17 protein-coding genes are annotated in these 19,736 nt (G+C 60.6%); 11 read left to right on the top strand and 6 right to left on the bottom strand.

Annotated features, from left to right (window positions below):
* Positions 1-7: 7 nt before the first annotated feature.
* Complete coding sequence (locus RAK1035_RS06075; protein WP_008281239.1) at positions 8-2,938, bottom strand: FAD-binding and (Fe-S)-binding domain-containing protein; 2,931 nt, start codon at positions 2,936-2,938, stop codon at positions 8-10.
* A 140-nt stretch (positions 2,939-3,078) separates the two neighbouring features.
* On the opposite strand from RAK1035_RS06075, the gene RAK1035_RS06070 reads away from it, so the two are divergent.
* From RAK1035_RS06070 to RAK1035_RS06030, 9 genes are all read left to right on the top strand, one after another.
* The gene (locus RAK1035_RS06070; RefSeq protein WP_037297923.1) at positions 3,079-4,263 is read left to right on the top strand and encodes a pyridoxal-phosphate-dependent aminotransferase family protein; all 1,185 of its coding nucleotides are present in this window, start codon (positions 3,079-3,081) and stop codon (positions 4,261-4,263) included.
* A gap of 118 nt (positions 4,264-4,381) precedes the next feature.
* Positions 4,382-5,356 carry a TRAP transporter substrate-binding protein gene (locus tag RAK1035_RS06065; protein ID WP_037297832.1) on the top strand — a complete coding sequence of 325 codons (975 nt, stop codon included), beginning with the start codon at positions 4,382-4,384 and terminating at the stop codon, positions 5,354-5,356.
* 118 nt (positions 5,357-5,474) lie between these two features.
* Positions 5,475-6,029, top strand: coding sequence for a TRAP transporter small permease (locus RAK1035_RS06060; RefSeq protein ID WP_008281236.1), 555 nt, complete (start codon positions 5,475-5,477; stop codon positions 6,027-6,029).
* Entirely contained in the window at positions 6,029-7,309 is a 1,281-nt protein-coding gene (locus RAK1035_RS06055; RefSeq protein WP_008281235.1) for a TRAP transporter large permease, read from the top strand. Before RAK1035_RS06060 ends, RAK1035_RS06055 begins: the two co-directional genes overlap by 1 nt.
* Positions 7,310-7,319: 10 nt before the next feature.
* Entirely contained in the window at positions 7,320-8,093 is a 774-nt protein-coding gene (locus tag RAK1035_RS06050) for an enoyl-CoA hydratase/isomerase family protein (RefSeq protein WP_008281234.1), read from the top strand.
* Positions 8,090-9,292 carry a CaiB/BaiF CoA transferase family protein gene (locus tag RAK1035_RS06045; RefSeq protein ID WP_008281233.1) on the top strand — a complete coding sequence of 401 codons (1,203 nt, stop codon included), beginning with the start codon at positions 8,090-8,092 and terminating at the stop codon, positions 9,290-9,292. The genes RAK1035_RS06050 and RAK1035_RS06045 overlap by 4 nt, the downstream gene beginning before the upstream one ends.
* Positions 9,289-10,023 (top strand): 2-keto-4-pentenoate hydratase, encoded by a 735-nt coding sequence (locus tag RAK1035_RS06040; RefSeq protein WP_008281232.1) that lies wholly within the window; start codon positions 9,289-9,291, stop codon positions 10,021-10,023. Before RAK1035_RS06045 ends, RAK1035_RS06040 begins: the two co-directional genes overlap by 4 nt.
* Before the next feature lie 220 nt (positions 10,024-10,243).
* Complete coding sequence (locus RAK1035_RS06035; protein ID WP_008281231.1) at positions 10,244-11,500, top strand: PQQ-dependent sugar dehydrogenase; 1,257 nt, start codon at positions 10,244-10,246, stop codon at positions 11,498-11,500.
* A complete protein-coding gene (locus RAK1035_RS06030; protein WP_008281230.1) occupies positions 11,500-12,084 on the top strand; it encodes a c-type cytochrome in 585 nt (194 codons plus the stop codon). Before RAK1035_RS06035 ends, RAK1035_RS06030 begins: the two co-directional genes overlap by 1 nt.
* Before the next feature lie 64 nt (positions 12,085-12,148).
* Here RAK1035_RS06030 and RAK1035_RS06025 read toward each other — a convergent pair whose 3' ends face one another.
* From RAK1035_RS06025 to RAK1035_RS06015, 3 genes are all read right to left on the bottom strand, one after another.
* Positions 12,149-13,171, bottom strand: coding sequence for an aspartate-semialdehyde dehydrogenase (locus RAK1035_RS06025; RefSeq protein ID WP_008281229.1), 1,023 nt, complete (start codon positions 13,169-13,171; stop codon positions 12,149-12,151).
* Between the two features lie 74 nt (positions 13,172-13,245).
* Complete coding sequence (locus RAK1035_RS06020) at positions 13,246-14,418, bottom strand: MFS transporter (RefSeq protein ID WP_008281228.1); 1,173 nt, start codon at positions 14,416-14,418, stop codon at positions 13,246-13,248.
* Between the two features lie 23 nt (positions 14,419-14,441).
* Positions 14,442-15,371, bottom strand: a complete 930-nt coding sequence (locus RAK1035_RS06015) for a histone deacetylase family protein (protein WP_008281227.1) — start codon at positions 15,369-15,371, stop codon at positions 14,442-14,444.
* Positions 15,372-15,641: 270 nt separating this feature from the next.
* Between RAK1035_RS06015 and rsfS the strand changes: the two genes are divergently transcribed.
* Both rsfS and rlmH read left to right on the top strand, forming a co-directional pair.
* Entirely contained in the window at positions 15,642-16,007 is a 366-nt protein-coding gene (rsfS, locus tag RAK1035_RS06010) for a ribosome silencing factor (RefSeq protein WP_008281226.1), read from the top strand.
* On the top strand, positions 16,008-16,478 hold the full coding sequence (gene rlmH / locus RAK1035_RS06005; RefSeq protein WP_008281225.1) for a 23S rRNA (pseudouridine(1915)-N(3))-methyltransferase RlmH: 471 nt from the start codon (positions 16,008-16,010) through the stop codon (positions 16,476-16,478).
* 39 nt (positions 16,479-16,517) lie between these two features.
* On the opposite strand, the gene mscL is transcribed toward rlmH, so the two are convergent.
* Both mscL and RAK1035_RS05995 read right to left on the bottom strand, forming a co-directional pair.
* The gene (gene mscL, locus RAK1035_RS06000; RefSeq protein WP_008281224.1) at positions 16,518-16,940 is read right to left on the bottom strand and encodes a large conductance mechanosensitive channel protein MscL; all 423 of its coding nucleotides are present in this window, start codon (positions 16,938-16,940) and stop codon (positions 16,518-16,520) included.
* 158 nt (positions 16,941-17,098) lie between these two features.
* Positions 17,099-19,699 (bottom strand): TIGR02302 family protein, encoded by a 2,601-nt coding sequence (locus tag RAK1035_RS05995; protein ID WP_037297922.1) that lies wholly within the window; start codon positions 19,697-19,699, stop codon positions 17,099-17,101.
* Between the last annotated feature and the right edge of the window lie 37 nt (positions 19,700-19,736).

The following is a 19,736-nucleotide window of genomic DNA, read 5'->3' as shown; positions in this document are numbered from 1 at the left end:
GCCGGGGTTATCCATCTTTGCGGCCTTCCCTTACAGCATTTTGCGATGCCCTGTCGAAGATTTCCGCGATATGCAGCGCGCGGCGGTCGGTGCCATCTGCGATCTGGTGGCGGCATGAGGTGCCGTTCGCGATCAAGAGATCATCGGATGCTGCGGCGCGCACGGCTGGAAGCAGGGACAGCTCGCCCATTTTTAGGGATACGTCGATGGTTTCAGCCTGATAGCCAAAGGCCCCCGCCATGCCGCAGCAGCTGCTCTCGATGGTCTTTGGGTCAAGATCGGGGATCAGCGCCAGCGCCTGTCCCATATCGCCCATCACGCCCGCCGCCTTTTGATGGCAATGGCCGTGGACATGGGCAGTGTGCCCCAAAGGGCCCAGCGGCAGATCAAGCCGCCCGGCGCGCGCTTCGCGCGCGATGAACTCTTCGAAGAGATAGGCATTCTTTGACAAGAGCTGCGCCTCATCCCCCGGCAAGAGCGTGAGAAACTCATCCCGCAACGTGAGCAGGCAAGACGGCTCCAGCCCCACCACCGGCACGCCAGCGCGCACATGCGGCAAGAGCGCATCCAAGGTCCGCCGCGCCTCGGCGCGCGCCTTGTCGATCATCCCCGCCGCCAGATATGTCCGCCCACAGCAAAGCGGGCGACCGGGCGCATGTGCGGTGATCACCTCATAGCCTGCACGGGTCAGAACGCGCAAAGCGGCACGCGGAATCTCTGGCTCCATCCAGCGGTTGAACGTGTCAGTAAAGAGAATGATCTTGCCTGCCTTGGTCGACGAGCGGGCGCGCTTGACCTCAGAGTCCTTGAAAAAATCCCCTCGAAACATGGGCAGAGACCGCGCATGTGCCAGACCGGTAATCCGCTCGCCAAGCCCGGCGAGAAACGGCACCCGGTTGCGCAAGGCGATCAGGCCCCGCAGCGCCACCGCAAGTCGAGCATAGCGTGGCATCTCTGCAATCAGCCGCGCGCGCAGACCGAACCCCAGCTTTTGACCCCGCTGATAGAGCACCTCGGTCTTCATCTTGGCCATGTCGACACCGGTTGGGCATTCGCGCTTGCAGGCCTTGCACCCGACACAAAGCTTCAGCGTTTCGGCCATCTCATCCGAGAAAAGCGCGTTTTGGCCAAGCCGCCCCGAAAGCGCAAGGCGCAGCGTGTTGGCGCGGCCCCGTGTTGCGTCGCGCTCATCTCGGGTCACGCGGTAACTCGGGCACATCGCCCCACCTGCCAGCTTGCGACAGGCGCCGTTGTTGTTACACATCTCGACCGCGCCTTGAAATCCGCCGCCCTTGCCTGTCCAGGCAGACCAGTCGTGGCCGGTTTTCAGATCGGCGAAATCATAGCCCGGCGGATAGCGCATAAGGCTGCGGTCGTCCATTTTCGGCGCATGTACGATCTTGCCGGGGTTGAGGCAGGTGTCAGGGTCAAAGGCCGCCTTGACCTCTTCGAATGCCCTGAGGATTTGCGGACCGAACATCGCCCCATGGAATTCAGAGCGCACAATCCCGTCGCCATGTTCGCCCGAATGCGATCCCTTGTATTCCCGCACCATGGCAAAGGCCGCCTCGGCGATTTCGCGCATTTTGCGCACGTCCTGTTCCAGTTTGAGATTGAGGACAGGGCGCACATGCAGGCATCCTTCGGACGCGTGCGCGTACCACGTGCCGGTGGTGCCGTGACTATGAAACACCTCGGTCAGACGATCTGTATAATCCGCCAGATGTTCCAGCGGCACGGCACAATCCTCGACAAAGGACACAGGCTTGCCCGCCTCCTTCATCGACATCATGATGTTGAGACCTGCCTTGCGCAATTCACCAATCTCGGTGGCGAGGGACATATCCCAGACCTCGACCACGCCACCCTCATGGGCACCGCCGCGCCCAAACCCATAGCCAAGGTCCGCCATCGTATCGGCCAGACGGCGCATGTTCTCTTCATTTTCGGGTGGGCTATCGGCGAATTCCACCAGCAGCATGGCAGCAGGCGCGCCGCGCACGAATTGCTCAAGTGTCTTGGCGTAAATGGGAATCGCGCGGGCAAGATCAATCATGGTGCTATCGACCAACTCGACCGAGGTCGGGCCAAGCGCGACCAGCGGCTTGGCGGCCTCCATCGCGGCGCGGAAAGTGGGGAAATGGCAGACGCCCAGCACGCGGGTTTTCGATGGCAGCGGTGACAGCTTGATCTCTATCGCGGTCGACGTGGCCAGCGTCCCCTCGGACCCGATCAGCAGATGGGCGAGGTTGATGGGCGCGTCACCGGGGACCAGCGCGTCGATGTTGTAGCCACCGACTCGGCGTTGCACCTTGGGGAAACGCAACGCGATTTCGCCAGCTTCTCGCGCACCCAGATCAAGCATTTGCCGCAGCAGAGGTTCGGGCACGCGGTTGCCAGGACCGGGGCCGAAATCGAAGGGCGTGCCATCGGCCAGAAATCCCTCAATCCGGGTTACATTATCCCGTGTCGTGCCATAGCGCAGCGACCGCGAACCGCAGGAATTGTTGCCAACCATGCCACCGATCGTGGCGCGCGACGCGGTCGAGACATCGACAGGAAACCACAGGCCGTGCGGCTTTAATGCGCGGTTCAGATCGTCCAGAACAATCCCCGGCTCGACCACCGCGCGCCGCCCTTCCACATCCAGTTCCAGAATGCGATTGAGGTATTTCGAGCAGTCGACAATCAACCCGGAGTTCACCGTTTGCCCACATTGCGAGGTGCCACCGCCCCGCATCGTGAGCGGCAAACCGGCGGCACGCGCGGCGTCGAGCGCGGCCAGAACATCCTGAGGTGCCTTGGCCAGAATCACTCCTGCCGGCATAATCTGATAGATCGAGGCATCCGTCGCGTAACGCCCGCGCGAAAAGGTATCAAAGCGCGTTTCGCCCTGTACCTCGCGGCTGAGGCGGCTTTGTATCGTGCTGTCCAGCATAGGGTCCCGATCCGGTCGATGGTCAGAGTTTGGTCTTGACAGAATATTGAATTCAGAATTCAATTCAACAGAATTCACCTTTGCCCCGGTCCAGATCTTACCGACGGTGGGCAAGGATGCTGTCTATGGGAGGAATGACAATGACCGCTGGCCGCCACTTTCTGCAAATCCCGGGGCCCTCGAACGTGCCGGATCGCATTCTGCGGGCGATGGATTATCCGACCATGGATCATCGCGGCCCGGCCTTTGCCGATGTCGGCCGCAAGGCGCTTGAGGGGATGAAAAGCATCTTCAAGACCGAAGCCCGAGTGGTCATCTATCCCTCTTCTGGCACTGGCGCTTGGGAAGCGGCCTTGGTCAACACGCTCTCACCCGGTGACACGGTGCTGATGTATGAAACTGGTCACTTCGCGGCGCTGTGGCAGAAACTGGCACTCAAACTGGGCCTGAACCCGGTCTTTATCGACAGCGACTGGCGCGCCGGGGCCGATGCCGCACGGATCGAAGAGCATCTGCGCGCCGACAAGGCGCATGAGATCAAAGCCGTCTGCGTTGTGCATAACGAAACCTCTACCGGCTCTGTGACCGACGTGGCAGCAGTGCGCCGCGCGATGGACGCCGCCAATCACCCGGCGCTCTTGATGGTCGATACGATTTCCTCGCTCGCCTCAGTGGACTACCGACACGATGACTGGGGTGTGGACGTGACCATATCCGGTTCGCAGAAGGGGCTGATGCTGCCGCCGGGCTTGTCGTTTAACGCGGTCAGCGCCAAGGCGATGCAAGTTTCCGAATCTGCCGCGCTGAAGCGTTCGTATTGGAGTTGGGCAGAAATGGCGGGCCCAAATGATACGGGCTACTTCCCCTATACCCCCGCGACAAACCTGCTCTACGGTTTGAACGAGGCAATCGACATGTTGCACGAGGAAGGGCTCGACACTGTCTTTGCCCGGCACAAGCGCCATGGCGCGGCGGCGCGCGCGGCGGTTGAGGCATGGGGCCTAGAGGTGCTCTGCAAGAAAGCGTCTGACCGCTCGCCAGTGCTCACCGCCGTGATGGTTCCCGAGGGGCATTCAGCCGATAATTTCCGTGCCGTGACCCTGCGTAACTATGATATGTCTCTGGGGAATGGTCTGTCCAAAGTGGCGGACAAGGTATTTCGCATCGGTCACTTGGGGGATTTCAATGATCTGATGCTGATCGGCACCCTTGCGGGCGTGGAAATGGGCCTGCGCGATGCGGGTGTGCCGCACCGGGCCGGGGGCGTACAGGCGGCGATGGATCTTTTGGGCCAGAAGTTCGAAAGCGCCCGCGCCGCAGCCTAACGTTATCGGTCCGGGACGGAAGAGGGGCCTTCCCGGACCAACTGTAATGATTGCACAATAAGGAAAGACCAAGGCGCGGCACAGCCCGCGCAGACACGAAAACCAAGGGAGGAAGACAATGAAAAAAGCAATAATTGCATCCGTAGTGGCGTCGTTTGTGGCGGTGCCCGCGATGGCGGCAGATGTCACCATGCGGTTTGGCCATGTGGGCGAACCGGGCTCGCTGTTTGAGGCAACAGCAAACCATTTCGCCGCCTGCGTGGGCGAAAAATCCGGTGGCAAGGCAGAGGTTCAGACCTTTGGCTCGTCGCAGTTGGGCAATGACAAGGAATTGCTGCAAAAGCTCAAGCTGGGTCAGGTCGACTTTGCGTTGCCCTCGTCGGTGATGTCCTCGGTTGATGGGCTGTTCGGTGTTTTTGAAATGCCCTACATCATCAAAGACCGCGACCATATGCGCCGCGTTCAGGATGCCATGATGGACACGTTCCAGACTGCCGCAAACAACAACGGGTATCACATCGTCGGGCTTGCGGAAAACGGGTTCCGGCATATCACCAACAACATCCGGCCAATCAATTTGCCCGAGGACCTGAAGGGGATCAAACTGCGCACGCCCAATGGCGAATGGCGCGTCAAGATGTTCCAAGAATACGGTGCCAACCCCACCCCGATGGCCTTTTCGGATGTGTTTACTGCGTTGCAGACGGGTGTGATGGACGGGCAGGAAAACCCCTATACACAGATCGCGACGGCCAAGTTCCAGGAGGTGCAAAAGTACCTTTCGGTCACGGGCCATGTCTATACGCCAGCGTATATTCTGTCGTCGAAAAAGGGGTTTGACGGGCAGGCAGAGGATGTTCGCGCAGTGCTCGCGGAATGTGCCACAGACACGCAGACCTTTACCTATGAGACGGCTGCACGGATGGAAACCGAACTGCTCGACGTGATCAAGGCTGCCGGGGTCGAGGTGAACGAGGCCGACAAGGACGCGTTCATCGCGGCGTCCAAGCCGGTCTATGACGCTTTTGCAGAGCAGGTCGAAGGTGGGCAAGAGCTGATCGACGCCGTGCTCGCACTTGGTAACGCAAGCTGATCTTACTCTGTGACGGTCCCTGTTCGGGGGCCGTCACAGGCGTTTGTCTACAAGATTTCGCGAACTTGAACCGGCATGCGCATGCCGGGCAACCTTTTGCACCGGAACGTTGCACAACATGACCCCTCTGCTTACCCAAACCAATCGGATCGCAAGCCGCCTGCTTGAATGGATCACGGTTCTGCTGATGGTCGGCTTGACGATCGTCGTGATCGTTGCCGTTATCGCCCGCCTCATGGGCCAGAGTTTCTCTTGGTACGATGAGGTTGCCGCGATCATGCTGGCTTGGATCACCTATTATGGCTCCGCTCTCGCGGCGCTGCATCGGCGTCATATCGGCTTTGACTCGGTCCTTCTCGCCCTACCCACCCGGTACCGGATGATTGCGGTTCTGGTGGGCGAAGCGCTGGTGCTGCTCTTTTTCGTGCTCATGGCGCGCGCCGGGTTTCAGGTGCTTGAAGTGCTGGAAGGCGATACGCTGACCTCGCTTACATGGGTGCCGGTGCAACTGACACAATCGGTGATCCCGATCGGTGCCATCCTCTTTATCATCTGCCAATTGCTCAGCCTGCCGCATTACTGGGTTCAGACATCGCGCGGCATCTCTCTGGAACATGCTGAGATCGAAGAAGAAGTCGAGACCGAACTGGCCAAGAACAAGGAGCGCGTGTGATGCTTATGCTGGGTATTTTCGCGGCCCTTGTGGCGATGATCTGCATCAACATTCCGATTGCCATCGGCTTGGCTCTTGCCGGGGTTTTGGGTCTCTTGCTTACTGAGGGGCCGAGCAGTCTGGTGACCATTGCACTCGATATGTATAGCGGGTCCACCAAGTTTTCGCTGATTGCCATCCCGATGTTCGTGCTGGCAGGGGCCATCATGAACGCGGGCGGTATCACGGACCGGCTGATCAATTTCGTCACCGCCATCATCGGCTTTGTTCGTGGCGGGCTGGCCATGGTAAATATCGGTGTGTCGCTTTTCTTTGCCGAAATCTCTGGCTCTGCGGTGGCGGATGTCGCCGCCATGGGGTCGATCCTGATCCCGCAGATGAAGAAACGCGGGTATTCCAAGGAACTGTCGGCGGCTGTTACCTCGTCCTCGGCCTCGTTGGCGATCATCATCCCGCCGTCGATCCCGATGATCCTTTATGCGGCCTCTTCTAATACGTCGGTCGAACAGCTCTTTGTCGCGGGCGTGGTGCCGGGTCTTTTGGGGGCGGCAGGCCTGATGTTCGTGGCCTATGTTTTTGCCCGCCGCTACAATCTGCCGACGGAAGAAGCATTCAACATTCCCCGCCTGCGCGAGACTTTCGTTGATGCACTGCCCGCCTTCTTGCTGCCGGTAATTATCCTTGGCGGTATTTTTGGCGGCTATGTGACCGCAACCGAGGCGGCTGGTCTTGCCGTGATCGCAGCCATCGTCGTGTCAGCTTGGTATCGCCAAGTGGATATCAAACATCTGCGCCGCGCGATGCTGGATGGGGGCATGCAAACGGCTGTTGTCATGTTGCTGGTCGCGGCCTCTGTTTTGATGGGTGGGTTCTTGACCCGCGCACAGATCCCGCAGCATCTGGCGCAGGGCATTCTCAACATCACCGATCAGCAATGGGCAATCTTGCTCATCCTCAACTTCTTCTTTCTGATCATTGGCTTTTTCCTGCATTCCGCAGCAGCGATCATCCTTGTGATTCCAATCGTAATGCCGCTGATCACGGCGGCGGGTATCGACCCTGTGCATTTCGGCCTTGTGGTTACGCTGAACCTTGCGATTGGTCAGCAGACGCCGCCGGTTGCCTCGGTTCTGATTACTGCCTGCGCGGTGGCAAGGGCCAATATCTGGGAGGTATCCAAGGTCAACATCTGGTTCATCATGGTCTTGTTGGCGGTGCTGATGCTCTGCACCTATGTGCCCTCGGTGCCGCTCTTCCTTGTTGAATACTTCTACCGCTGAGGGGGCTGCGATGACCGAGATTTTGTCGCAGGTCCGGGGGCAGACCCTCTGGATCACATTCAACCGGCCTGATGCGCGCAATGCACTGACCTTTGCGATGTATGAGGGGCTGGCCACCCTATGCCGCGAGGTGCCGACAGATGGCAGCATCCGCGCGGTGGTGATCCACGGTGCTGGCGGCAAGGCGTTTGCGGCGGGCACCGACATGACGCAGTTTCGGGCCTTTGAAAAACCGCAGGATGCGCTTGACTACGAGGCCCGGATTGAGCGTGTCCTAGAAGCGGTCGAGCGCTGCCCCTTGCCAACCGTCGCTGCGATCAACGGCGCCTGCACCGGCGGCGGCGCGGCAATTGCCGGGGTTTGTGACATCCGCATTGCCGCGGCCAATCTGAAGTTCGGCTTTCCCATCGCCCGCACCCTTGGAAACTGCCTGGCCGCTGCCAATCTGGCGCGCCTCTCATCCCTGATGGGGGCCGGGCGCGTGCGCGAGATGATCTTTACCGCCCGCCTGATCGGCGCAGAAGAGGCGCAGGGATGCGGCCTGATCTCGGAAGTGTTGGAGGATGAAGCCGCGCTGATGTCACGTGCCGGGGCATTGGCCGACACGCTTGCCGAAATGGCCCCCCTCACGCTGAGGGCGACCAAAGAGGCGATGCGCCGCGTAAGCGCAGCCACCCGTGTCGAGGACGCAGACCTTATCGAAATGTGCTACATGAGCCGCGATTTCCACCACGGGCTCGAGGCCTTCCTTGCCAAGCAAAAACCAGAGTGGAGCGGGACATGAACGCCACTGGCCCCCTTGTGGGGATGAAGGTTATCGAACTGGCCCATATCATGGCTGGTCCGGTCTGTGGCCTGATGCTGGCGGATATGGGCGCGGATGTGATCAAGGTGGAAAAGCCGGACGGCGATGACAGCCGGCGCTTTGTGCCCCCCGCGATCAACGGCGAATCTGCTGCCTATATGATGATGAACCGCAACAAGCGGGGTGTGGCGCTGAACCTCAAGGACCCAGAGGCGGTCCAAGTGCTGCACCGTCTGCTGGAAGAGGCTGATGTGGTGATCGAGAATTACCGCATGGGCACAATGGAGCGTCTGGGGTTGGGCTATGACGATCTGCGCGCCATCAACCCGCGCCTTATCTATTGCGAAATCTCGGGCTTTGGCCGTACGGGACCGTATGCAGAGCGTGGTGGCTTCGACCTGATCGCCCAAGGCATGTCGGGCCTTATGTCGATCACTGGCGAGGGGCCGGGGCGGCCCCCGGTCAAGACTGGTGCGCCGGTTTCCGATATTACGGCCGGGATCGTGGCGGCGATGGGTGTTTCTGCTGCCTACGCTCGGATGTTGCAAACGGGGCAAGGCCAAAAGGTGGATACCTCACTGTTTGAGGCCGCGATCACCCAAACCTATTGGCAATCGGCGATTGCCTTTGCCACTGGCGTGGCACCCGGCCCGATGGGGTCTGCGCATCCTTTGAACGGTCCCTATCAGGCGTTCCAGACCGCCGATGGCTGGATCAACGTGGGTGCCGCCAACCAACGCAATTGGCTGCGGTTTCTCGATGTGATCGGGGCCCCCGAGTTGAACGACGACCCGCGCTTTGCCTCAAACCATGACCGAATGCAGCACCTCAGGGAACTCGAAGATATCCTCAACGGCTATCTTCGCCACGAAACGTCCGAGATTTGGCTGGAACGGATGGAACAGGCCGGTCTGCCTGCCGGCCCCGTGCTGGATATCCTGCAAATGCAGGCCGACCCACAGGCACAAGCCCGCGATATGATTGTTGAAGTGCAGCATCCTGTGGCTGGTCCGGTCAAGACCCTTGGACATCCGGTCAAATTCGGCGAGACCCCGGCAAACATCCGCTGTGCCGCGCCCGTTCTTGGCCAGCACAGCCGCGAGGTGCTGCGCGAGGCTGGTTATGACACGCAGCAGATCGCGGCGATGATCGCCTCGGGCGCGGTGATCGCAGCATGACTGATCCCCTGACGAAGGCGCTGCTGGAGGCGCGGAACGGCGGCCCCAAACTGCCCGATACCTATGGCGAGGGGTTAACGCGCGAGCGCATCTTTGCGGTCCAAACAGAAGTCGCCTCTGCGCTTGGTTCTGTGGGGGGATTCAAGGTTGCTTGCCCGCCCGGCTCGCCCATCATCATCGCCCCTATCATGGCCCACGACATTTACGAGAGCCCCGCGAAAATTTCCCTCTCAGAGGGCGAAGAAGCGGGAGTCGAACTTGAATACGCCTTTCGCCTGATTGCCCCAGTGCCGGATACCGCTGCGTTTGATTTCGAGGCGCGCTTGCGAGACTCGGTAGAACTGCTGCCTGCGTTTGAGTTGGTCCAGAGCCGCCTTGCCAATCCCAAGGGCGCCGGTGCAGCGCTCAAGATGTTGGACAATCAACTCAACGGCGCGGTGGTTCTGGGTGAGGCTTGTCGCGACTGGCAAGGGATTGACGTCACCAGTGCCCAGGCACATCTGACCCTTGGCGATGCCACCCTGCTTGATGGCGTGGCCAAAGTGCCCGGCGAGGGTGCCTTTGCCACGCTCTGCGCTCTTGTGCGCGCCTTGGGGGATCATTGCGGCGGCTTGCAGCCGGGGCATATAGTGATCACCGGATCGCTCAACGGGCTGCCTTGGGTGACGCCGCCGATCACCGCCCAAGGCGAAATCGCAGGCCTCGGCAGCGTCACCATGACACTGGAATGAGACCTAAGACTTTGGTCGTAGAAAATTCAGGCAGCAAACCCTTGTTCCGCCCAAAAACTGCGATAGGGTCTGCATGTGCGAATGCAACGTAAACGGTATTCGCAGGGGCCGCGCGAAGGGGAGAGCGCGTTGGGTCAGCTTGAAGAAGTCTAGGATCACGGCCCTGTCTGGGCTTGGCAAGTCAGACAGGTCGAACGGATTTTCAAACGGGAGGAACCAAATGAAGCATCTGCTGTCATCCATCGCCACTCTGGCGCTCAGCGCCGGGCTTGCCCATGCGCAAGCTGCCAACGTGCCGGACAATCTGGAAAAACTTTCAAATTTTCAGTCCACCGGCGTCACTGATTTCACGTTCATCGAACAGGGCGGCGACTATGCCGAGGGGATCAAGAAAACGCTCGAGCAGATCAGCCTGCCCGACGGGTTCAAGATCGGCCTTTACGCGGTTGTGCCCGATGCGCGCCACATGGCTGTAGGTCCGCAAGGCATCGTGACCTTCGTGGGCACCCGCAAGGACAAGGTGTGGTCCGTTACCGACCGCAACAAGGACCGCGTCGCCGACGAGGTCAAGGATTTCGCCCCTTCGCTCCAATTCTCGATCCCCAATGGCCCCTGCTTTTCCAAGGACGGTTTTCTCTATATCGCTGAACAGAACCGCGTGCTGCTCTTTCCCGCCGCCGAGTTCTTTTACGAAAGCCCGGATGTGGCAGCCTTCAACCTTGTGGCCAAGGGTGATCTGATCCCAGAGGACGAAGAAAGCTTTAACCATACCGCGCGGGTTTGTGACATCGGGCCAGATGGCAAGATTTACATTTCGCTTGGTCAGCCCTTCAACGTGGCCCCCAAGGATCGGCTTGAGAAATATAACGAGGTGGGCATTGGTGGCATCATCCGCATGAACACCGATGGCACGGGGCGCGAGGTCTTTACCTATGGCGTGCGCAATTCGGTTGGTCAGGATTTCCATCCCGAAACCGGCGAGTTGTGGTGGACAGACAATCAGGTCGACGGCATGGGCGATGACATTCCGCCGGGCGAGTTGAACCGTCAAACCGAGGCGGGCCAGCATTTCGGCCATCCGTGGTATGGTGGTGGATCCGTGCGCACCAACGAGTACAAGGGTGAAGAAGTCCCTGTAGACGTGGTGATGCCTGCCGTCGAAACTGTGGCCCATGCGGCCGACCTTGGCATGGCATTCTATACCGGCAAGATGTTCCCTGCCAAATACAAGAACGCCATCTTCTCGGCGCAGCATGGCTCTTGGAACCGCACTGAACCGGTTGGTGCCCGCGTGATGGTTACGTTCATCGACGCAGAGGGCAATGCCACGATGGAGCCCTTTGCCGAGGGTTGGATCGACGAGAACGGCGAATACCTTGGCCGCCCGGTCGATGTGGCGCAGTTGCGCGATGGTTCGATCCTTGTGTCGGATGACCTTGCCGGGGCGATCTATCGCATCTGGTATGAGGGCAATTGATGCTTAAGGCATGTATCTTGGGTCTGGGCGGGGTTTTCCTCGCCCAGATCGCCATGGCAGAGGGACTGACCGGCGACCCAGAGGCGGGGCGCAAACTGGCCGGTCAATGCCGCACCTGTCACGGCATCGAAGGCATGGCCAAAATGCCCATCGTGCCCCATATCGGCGGCGAGAACCCGGCTTATATCGAGCATCAACTGACCGCGTTCCGCGAGGGGCGGCGGGTGCATGAAATGATGAGCGTGGTCGCGGCCAGCCTCAGCGATCAGGCGATTGCCGATCTGGCGGCCTGGTATAGCAGCCAGACGCCGGTCGCCACTCTGGCCCCAAGCCAGACGGCCGAGAATGCGCCCGAGACCTGCACCGCCTGTCATGGCACCGATGGGATCGCGCTGATCGACGATGCGCCCAATCTGGCGGGTGAGACGGTGATGTATATCGACACACAGCTCAAGGCATTCCGCACCGGCAAACGTCAGCACGACATCATGAGCGGCATCGCCGCTGAGATGTCGAATGACGAAATCCGCGCGGTGGCTGAATGGTATTCTTCCGTTCAGTTCAAGGTCGCGCCGGTGCAGTAATTGCCCCGAAAATGCAAACGGGCGCGCCTGATAGCGCGCCCGTCTTTAATCTGCCTGAGGTAACTCAGCCCTTTTTCAGAACCCGTTGACCCAGTACTTCAGCGATCTGCACGGCATTCAGCGCCGCGCCCTTGCGCAGGTTGTCGCTGACGCACCACAGGTTAATGCCATTATCAATCGTCGGGTCCTGCCGAATACGGCTGATGAAGGTGGCGTAGTCACCGACGCATTCGATCGGCGTCACGTAGCCACCGTTCTCACGCTTGTCGATCACCATGATCCCGGGAGATTCGCGCAGGATGTCGCGCGCTTCGGCCTCGTCCAGATGATCCTCGAACTCGATATTGATGGCCTCGGAATGGCCGACAAAGACCGGAACCCGCACGCAGGTGGCTGTAACCTTGATCTTGGAATCGAGGATCTTCTTGGTCTCAGCGACCATCTTCCACTCTTCCTTGGTTTGCCCATCCTCAAGAAATACGTCGATATGCGGGATCACGTTGAACGCGATCTGCTTGGTGAATTTCTTGGCAGGCTTGTCATCGGTCGGGTTGTAGACCGCTTTGGTCTGGTCCCACAGCTCATCCATGCCCTCTTTGCCAGCGCCCGATACCGACTGATAGGTCGAGACGACAACGCGCTTGATGCGTGCGCGGTCGTGCAGCGGCTTGAGTGCCACAACCATCTGCGCGGTTGAACAGTTGGGGTTGGCGATGATGTTCTTCTTGGCATAGCCCATGACCGCATCGGCGTTCACTTCCGGAACGACCAGGGGCACGTCGGGGTCATAGCGATAGAGCGACGAGTTGTCGATCACGACACAGCCCGCCTTGGCCGCCTTGGGGGCGTAGACCTTGGTTGCGTCCGACCCGATGGCAAACAGCGCCATGTCCCAACCTGAGAAGTCGAACGTATCAAGATCTTGGGTCTTGAGAGTTCGGTCGCCAAAGCTGACTTCGGTGCCCAGAGAACGGCGGGACGCAAGTACCGCGATCTCATCGACCGGAAACTCGCGCTCGGCGAGGATGTTCAGCATTTCGCGGCCCACGTTGCCCGTGGCACCTGCGACGACGATCTTGTAACCCATGTGTGTCTGCCTCCATAGCGGGGGTTGCGGTGCGGGTCATACAGGGATTACGGCCAATGTGAAAGGGGCCGCACTCACTCCATGCTGTCGCGACTGAAGAGATAGATCACCAATCCGATGACAAGGGCAAATGTGAACAGCGCAAAAAGCGCTTTGTAGCCCGCGACTGCGCCCCCGGTCGCGGCAGACGCAAAAAGCGGCCCCGAGGCAAACTGCGCCACGCCCGCACCGCCAATGCCAAAGAGATTGAGCAGCGTCACACCCCGCCCTGCCAAATGGGCCGGAAAGAAGGCCCGCCCATGCGCGATCAGCACCGGGTATGTGGACCCAGCAAGGCCGATAACCGCCAAGAGGGCAATCGACAGCCCAAGGCTGCGTTCCGGCCAGAGCATCAAAGTCATGAGGGCGACTGCGCAGATGACATTTCCGGTAAAGATCACCCATTTGCGCGACTTGAACACCCGGTCGAGGGGGCCATACGCAAAGGTGCCCGCGATCATCGCCATCCCCATGACCAGGGTCGCCTGTCCGACCTGCACCGTATCAAGCCCAAAGATATCGCGCAGATAGGGACCGGCCCAAAGGCCCCGCAGCCCTGCCGCAGGCGCATAGGCCACAAACATCAGCGGCAGAATGGCCCAAACCACGGGCATCCGGAGCAGATCAAGAAGTGAGCCGCGCGTATCCCCTGCGACTGCCTCTGGGTCGCGCACCAGTGCCAAGATACCCAATGCCGCCGCGACCGAAACCGCCGCCAATCCCCAAAGCGCCGCGCGCCATCCGATTGTTTCTGCCGCCCATGCCATCGGATAAGAGGCCACCAGATTACCGAATGATCCCACCCCCAGCATGACCGCCGCCAGCGTAGCAAACCGCGCAACCGAGAATTGCCGCGCAAAGATGTAATAAGAGGACATCAGGACTGGCGCGCAGCCTGCGCCGATCAACACCATCGCAAGGTTGATATGCAGCGGGCTGACGGCCATTGCAAAAAGCGCCGCACCACCACCGCCACCCAACAGCAGCAAAGCCGACGCCGTGCGCCGTGGCCCAATCCGGTCGAGCGCCCAGCCCACCGGCAATTGCATCGCCGCGAAGGTCACGAACATCAGACCCGAGGCCGTCGCCAGATCATCCGGTGTGGCCCCGACATCGCGCGCCAAGGGACCGCTCAGCACCGCCAGAAAGGCGCGAAAAAACTGGCTGAGCACATAGGCAAAGCACAGCAGGATCAGTCCGGCGCGCATCAGGTTTCCTTGTTGGTCAGGGATCAGGCTGCGCCGCGCGCAATCAGCACATCGACATGCGCAGCCACACTTTCAGCCAGCGCATAGAGGTTATAGCCGCCCTCAAGACAACTGACCAGTTTCCCACCACAAAGCTCATCCGCCAGATCACAGAGCCGCTCTGTAACCCAAGCGAAATCTTCCGTTTCCAACATCAGATCGGCCAGCGGATCATCGCGATGCGCGTCAAACCCGGCAGAAACAAGGATCAGATCCGGCTTGAACGCCCGCACGCGCGGAAACACCTTTTCCTCATACTCTCGACGAAACACCGCCCCGCCCGAGCGCGGCGGCAGCGGCACGTTGAGGATCGTATCGTGCGGCCCTGTCTCATGTGCGGCGCCGGTGCCGGGCCAAAGCGGGTATTGATGCGACGAGGCGAAAAAGGCGCGCGGCTCATCCTCCAACAAATCCTGCGTGCCATTGCCATGATGCACGTCGAAATCGACGACCGCCACCCGTTTCAGCCCGTGATGATCCAGCGCATATTTTGCGGCAACGGCCACATTCCCAAAGAGACAAAATCCCATCGTCGTTTCGCGCTCGGCATGATGGCCCGGCGGGCGGGTGGCGACAAAGACATTGTCGGCCTCGCCCGACAACACCAGATCTACGGCGCGCACAGCACCGCCCGCCGCACGATGCGCCGCCGCCAGCGTTCCCGGCGACATCCAGGTATCGGCATCCAATTGCACCTTGCCCGAAGCAGGAGAGGCCGCCCGGATCGCCTCGACATGGCTTTTGGGATGCACGCGCAAGAGGTCATCCTCGGCCACCAAGGGTGCCTTGACGAGGATCACGTCTTTGCCCTCCAACGCCTCCAGAATACGCTCAAGCCGCGCAACCTGTTCGGGATGACCTTCGGGCGTCACATGGCCCAGACAATCGGGATGGGTGATCAGGGCTGTGGTCATGGCGCTCCTCCGTCATTGAGGTGAAAAGAGCCTGAATTTCGCGCCTTGTCCAGACTGGCCTTTGGCCCGGCTTATCAGGCGTCACCACGATTATGTGACATTACCTGCATTTCGGCGCGATCTGGAACAGGGTTTATTGAAAAGTCACGCAACTCTTGCTACTTTAGCCTTATACCTTGCACCGGGGTCCTGCGGTGCGCAGCAAAGGAGGACGATGTCCTGTCTTTTACGACATATGCGGCGAAGGCCGCTGACCAGGGGGCCATCGCAATGATGCCCACCATGACCGCAGACAGCGAAGCGCAGCTTGCGGCGATCCTGACCTCTCTTGACGATGACAAGGCCGAAGATGTTGTGCAGATCGACCTGCGCGGCAAAACAGCCATGTGCGACTATATGGTGATCTGTTCGGGGCGTTCCTCGCGGCAGGTGTCAGCCATCGCCGAGAAACTGATGGACCGTCTCAAGCAGGATATGGGGATCGTGTCCCGCACAGAGGGCAAGGAAACCGGCGATTGGGTGCTGATCGACACAGGCGATGTCGTCGTTCATGTGTTCCGCCCCGAGGTTCGCGATTTCTATCAGCTTGAGAAAATGTGGCTGCCTTCCGGGCAGACGGCGGCATCTCAAGTCTGAATGCGGGTTCATATCTGCGCGGTGGGCCGGTTGCGGACCGGCCCGGAACGTGTGTTGTTCGACGATTATCTCACCCGGTTCGACCGAACGGGGCGCGCGCATGGCCTTGGCCCTGCGACGCTGATTGAGGTCGAAGATAAGAAGGGTGGGGGCATGTCCGCCGAGGCCACCTTGCTTGATCGGGTGATTCCCCAAGGTGCCGTGCTTGCGGTGCTTGATGAGCGCGGCAAAGAGATCACCTCTCCCGAATTTGCCGATACGCTGTCGGGCTGGCGCGATGCCGGGCGCAGCGATCTGGCTTTGGTGATCGGTGGGGCCGATGGCATCGCGCCTGAATTGCGCGCCCGTGCCGATTTCGCGCTGTCCTTTGGCCGCATGGTCTGGCCACATATGCTGGTGCGGGTGATGCTGGCGGAACAGCTCTATCGCGCGGCCTCGATCCTCGCCGGTAGCCCCTACCACCGGGTTTGAGAGGACGAGAAGCGTAATTGCTCCTCGCCCTTGCCGTGCTTACTTTTTCAGCGCGTCGCGGATTTCCATCAGAATATCCAGTTCGGACGGGCCGGGATCAGCGGCGGCTGCCTCTGGTTTCGGCTTGGATGTGGCATCCTTGGCGCGGTTTACCAGCTTGACCAGAATGAACACCACCCAAGCGATGATCAAAAAGTTGATAACGGCCATGACGAACCGGCCATAAGCGAACACCGCGGCGCCCGCCTCTTCTGCGGCAGCGATCGAGGCATAGTCGCCCGAGCCCAGCACGATATAGAGGCCCGAAAAGTCAATGCCGCCCAAGAACAGGCTGATGATCGGGTTGATCAGATCGGCAACAAGTGAGCCGACAATCGCCGTAAAGGCCGCCCCGATGATGATACCAACGGCCATGTCCATGACATTGCCCTTAGCGATGAAGTCCTTGAATTCCTGAATCATTTCCGTCCCTTTTTTACTGACACACAGGGGCGTGTTCGCGCGCCCGCGTCGGGATTTACCATATACTTGCAACAATTTGCGATAAATTCGAAAAACTGCCTGGGGAAATACCTCTTGCCTCTCCCCGCAAGAGCGGCGTTTGGATCGGTCAAAAAGACCTAGAACCGCTCCAGCAACCGCTTGAGATAGTCCAGTTCCACATCCGGCCGAGCGCCTTCGCCTGACCGCTTGCGAATCTCATCAAGCAATTCTCGCGCGCGGCGATAGACATCCTCACCCTGCAAAAGACTGTCTTGCGTGCCCACCTGTCGGCCCTGCCCGGCCTCGCGCCCCAAGGGATCAGCCTGAGCCTGACCGGGCTGGCCTTCGGCCTCGCCCTGCCCACCGGGATTCTGTTGTTCCGCCATGGCCTCGCCCATATTGCGCATGCCCTCACGCAGGGCCTCCATTGCCTCGGCCTGATTATCGATGGCCCCGGCCAGATCATCGTTGCGCAGCGCGTCTTCGGCCCCTTCCATGGCGCGGCCAGCACGCTCCAGCGCATCGCGCGCGGCCTCGCCTGCCTCGCCACCCAATTGCGGCAAACCCTGCCGCTGCCGCTCCAATTCCTGTCTCAGCGCCTCTTGCCGCTCAGCCAGCGACCCCTCGGCACCTTCGCCATCCTCGGCCTGTTCGCGACCTTCACCACCTTGGCCCTGTTGCTCGCCGCCTTGGCCACCTTGGCCTTGCTGACCATCATGGCTCTCGCCGCGACCCTCGCCGCCGCTGCGGCCCTCATTGTTCTGCGACTGGCCGGATTGCGCACCTGGATTGAACTGTTCCTGCAAATCCCGGAACGCCTGATCCGACAGGCCCTGCTGTTCGCGCAGCGTTTCTGCCAACCCCTCCATCGCCTGTTCGCCGGGGGATTGACCCTGCTGGCCCTGCCCCTGCGTGACCTGCATGTTCTCCATCATCTGCTGGAACTCTTCAAGTGCCTGCTGTGCCTCGGCATAGCGGCCCTGCTCCATCAATTCTTGGATGCGGTCCATCATGTCTTGCAGATCCTGTTGGTTCATCTGCATCATGTTCTCGGCGCTGCGCTGATCGCTTTCTTCCGGGTTTTCACGCTCTGCCTGCTGCATCTTTTGGCGCAGATAATCTTGCGTGGCATCGCGCAAATCCTGCATGAGGCGCGCAATCTCTTCTTCGCTGGCGCCGTTCTTCATCGCCTCGCTCAGGCGCTCTTGTGCAGCACGCATCCGCTCCAGCGCATCGCCAAGATCCCCATCCTCAAGCAAGACGCCAAGATCCCACAGCGCCTGCGCAATCTCATCACGCTCGGCCGCGTCCAGCCCATCGCTCTGCGTCATTGCCTCAAGCTGCCGGATGATAACCCGCAGGCGCAAATACGCTTTCTCTGACCGAAAAAGCCGGCCTTCTGGCTTGTATGACACCGCCCGCAACACCTGCGCGACACGGGGCGCGTTCTGGCGCGACCACAAAAGATCGCGGCGCTGCTCGATCACGGCTGCGGCCATCGGATCGAAAAATCGCCGCGCAGGCAGGGCCATCTGGAACGGCTCGGATTGCCCCTCTTGCCCCGCCGCATCCGCGACCTGCAAGCGCAGGGTGACGGGCAAATGCGCCCAAGGATGCTCTGACAGGTTCTCGACCAATGTCTCTGTAAACTCGGTCCGATCCCCGGCCAAAGGCATCGGTAGATCAAGGCTGATGGGGTCACGCGCGTCAGGCTCTACCGCCAGACCATGCCGCCGATCCACTTGCGCCAAATCGAGCGTAAAGACCGCGCCGCCGCTGACCACACCGTAATCATCGCGCGCGCCAAAGGGCTGGCTCATTTGCCCGTCAAAGGCAGTGCGGGCGTCGCGCTCGATGACCTCGACCGTCGGGGCCGCATCGGCGAGCGCTTGGACGGCCCAACTCCGACCGCCCGGCCCGTCAATGCGCAAGTCGCCAGTGCGGGTAACGTCAAAGTTCTGCTCTGGATCGGTGATTGCGGCCTCGGTGCTACCGCCTGACACTGTCTCAAACAGGCTGAGCGCCCCCACCTCGCCATAGAACCGCAAGGTGATGCGGCTGCCCTCGGGCACTTCGATCACCGCGCCCTGATCGGCCAGATAGAGGCTCGGAAGCCCGGTGTAGGCAGGCGGCTCTATCCAGCCTTCCCATGTCGGACCAGAGGCCAGCGCCGCCGCACCCCCACCTGGCACCATTTGAACGACAGACCCCGCGCGCCAGACCGAACCAAAAAGGAGGGCCACGATAAGACCCAAAAGCGCGATATAGCGGACGCCAAAGGGGTCTTGTCGTGACAAACGCAAATCCGGCTCGACCGCGCGTGCCTGCGCCGCGCGTGCCGCCATGCGCGCCTGATGCGCCTGCCAGAGTGCTGCCGACCCGGCATCGCCCGCGCCAATCGCCTGCACATCGCCAAGTGCTGCCAACGGCCTGCCGGGCATCGCTTCATCCAGCCGCGCCAGGGCCTCGGCCCGACGCGGGAACCGAAACCGGGCCATGCCCAGCACGCCAAAGGCGAGCACGGCTAAAGCGGCCAGCATAGCCGCACCCCAGACCACCTCGAATGCGGCCATATCCTGAAGGCCCAGCATCAGCGCCGCTGCGCTCAACGCGATCACGCTCCAGACCGGCCAAAAGGCGCGCACCAACCGCTCGGCGATCAACCCCGCCCATGTCAGCATGAGCGGTCGCCGCAACCGCGCGGTCATCACCTTCAAGGGGTTTTCGGTCGCAGCCATGCGCGGCACCTCATCTCGGCCCCGCGCGCCCATCGCG

It is taken from the genome of Roseovarius sp. AK1035, assembly GCF_003288315.1.
Classification (GTDB): Bacteria; Pseudomonadota; Alphaproteobacteria; order Rhodobacterales; family Rhodobacteraceae; genus Roseovarius; species Roseovarius mucosus_A.
Note: the sequence above shows the minus strand (reverse complement) of the source record. Positions and strands in the feature narration are given on the sequence as shown.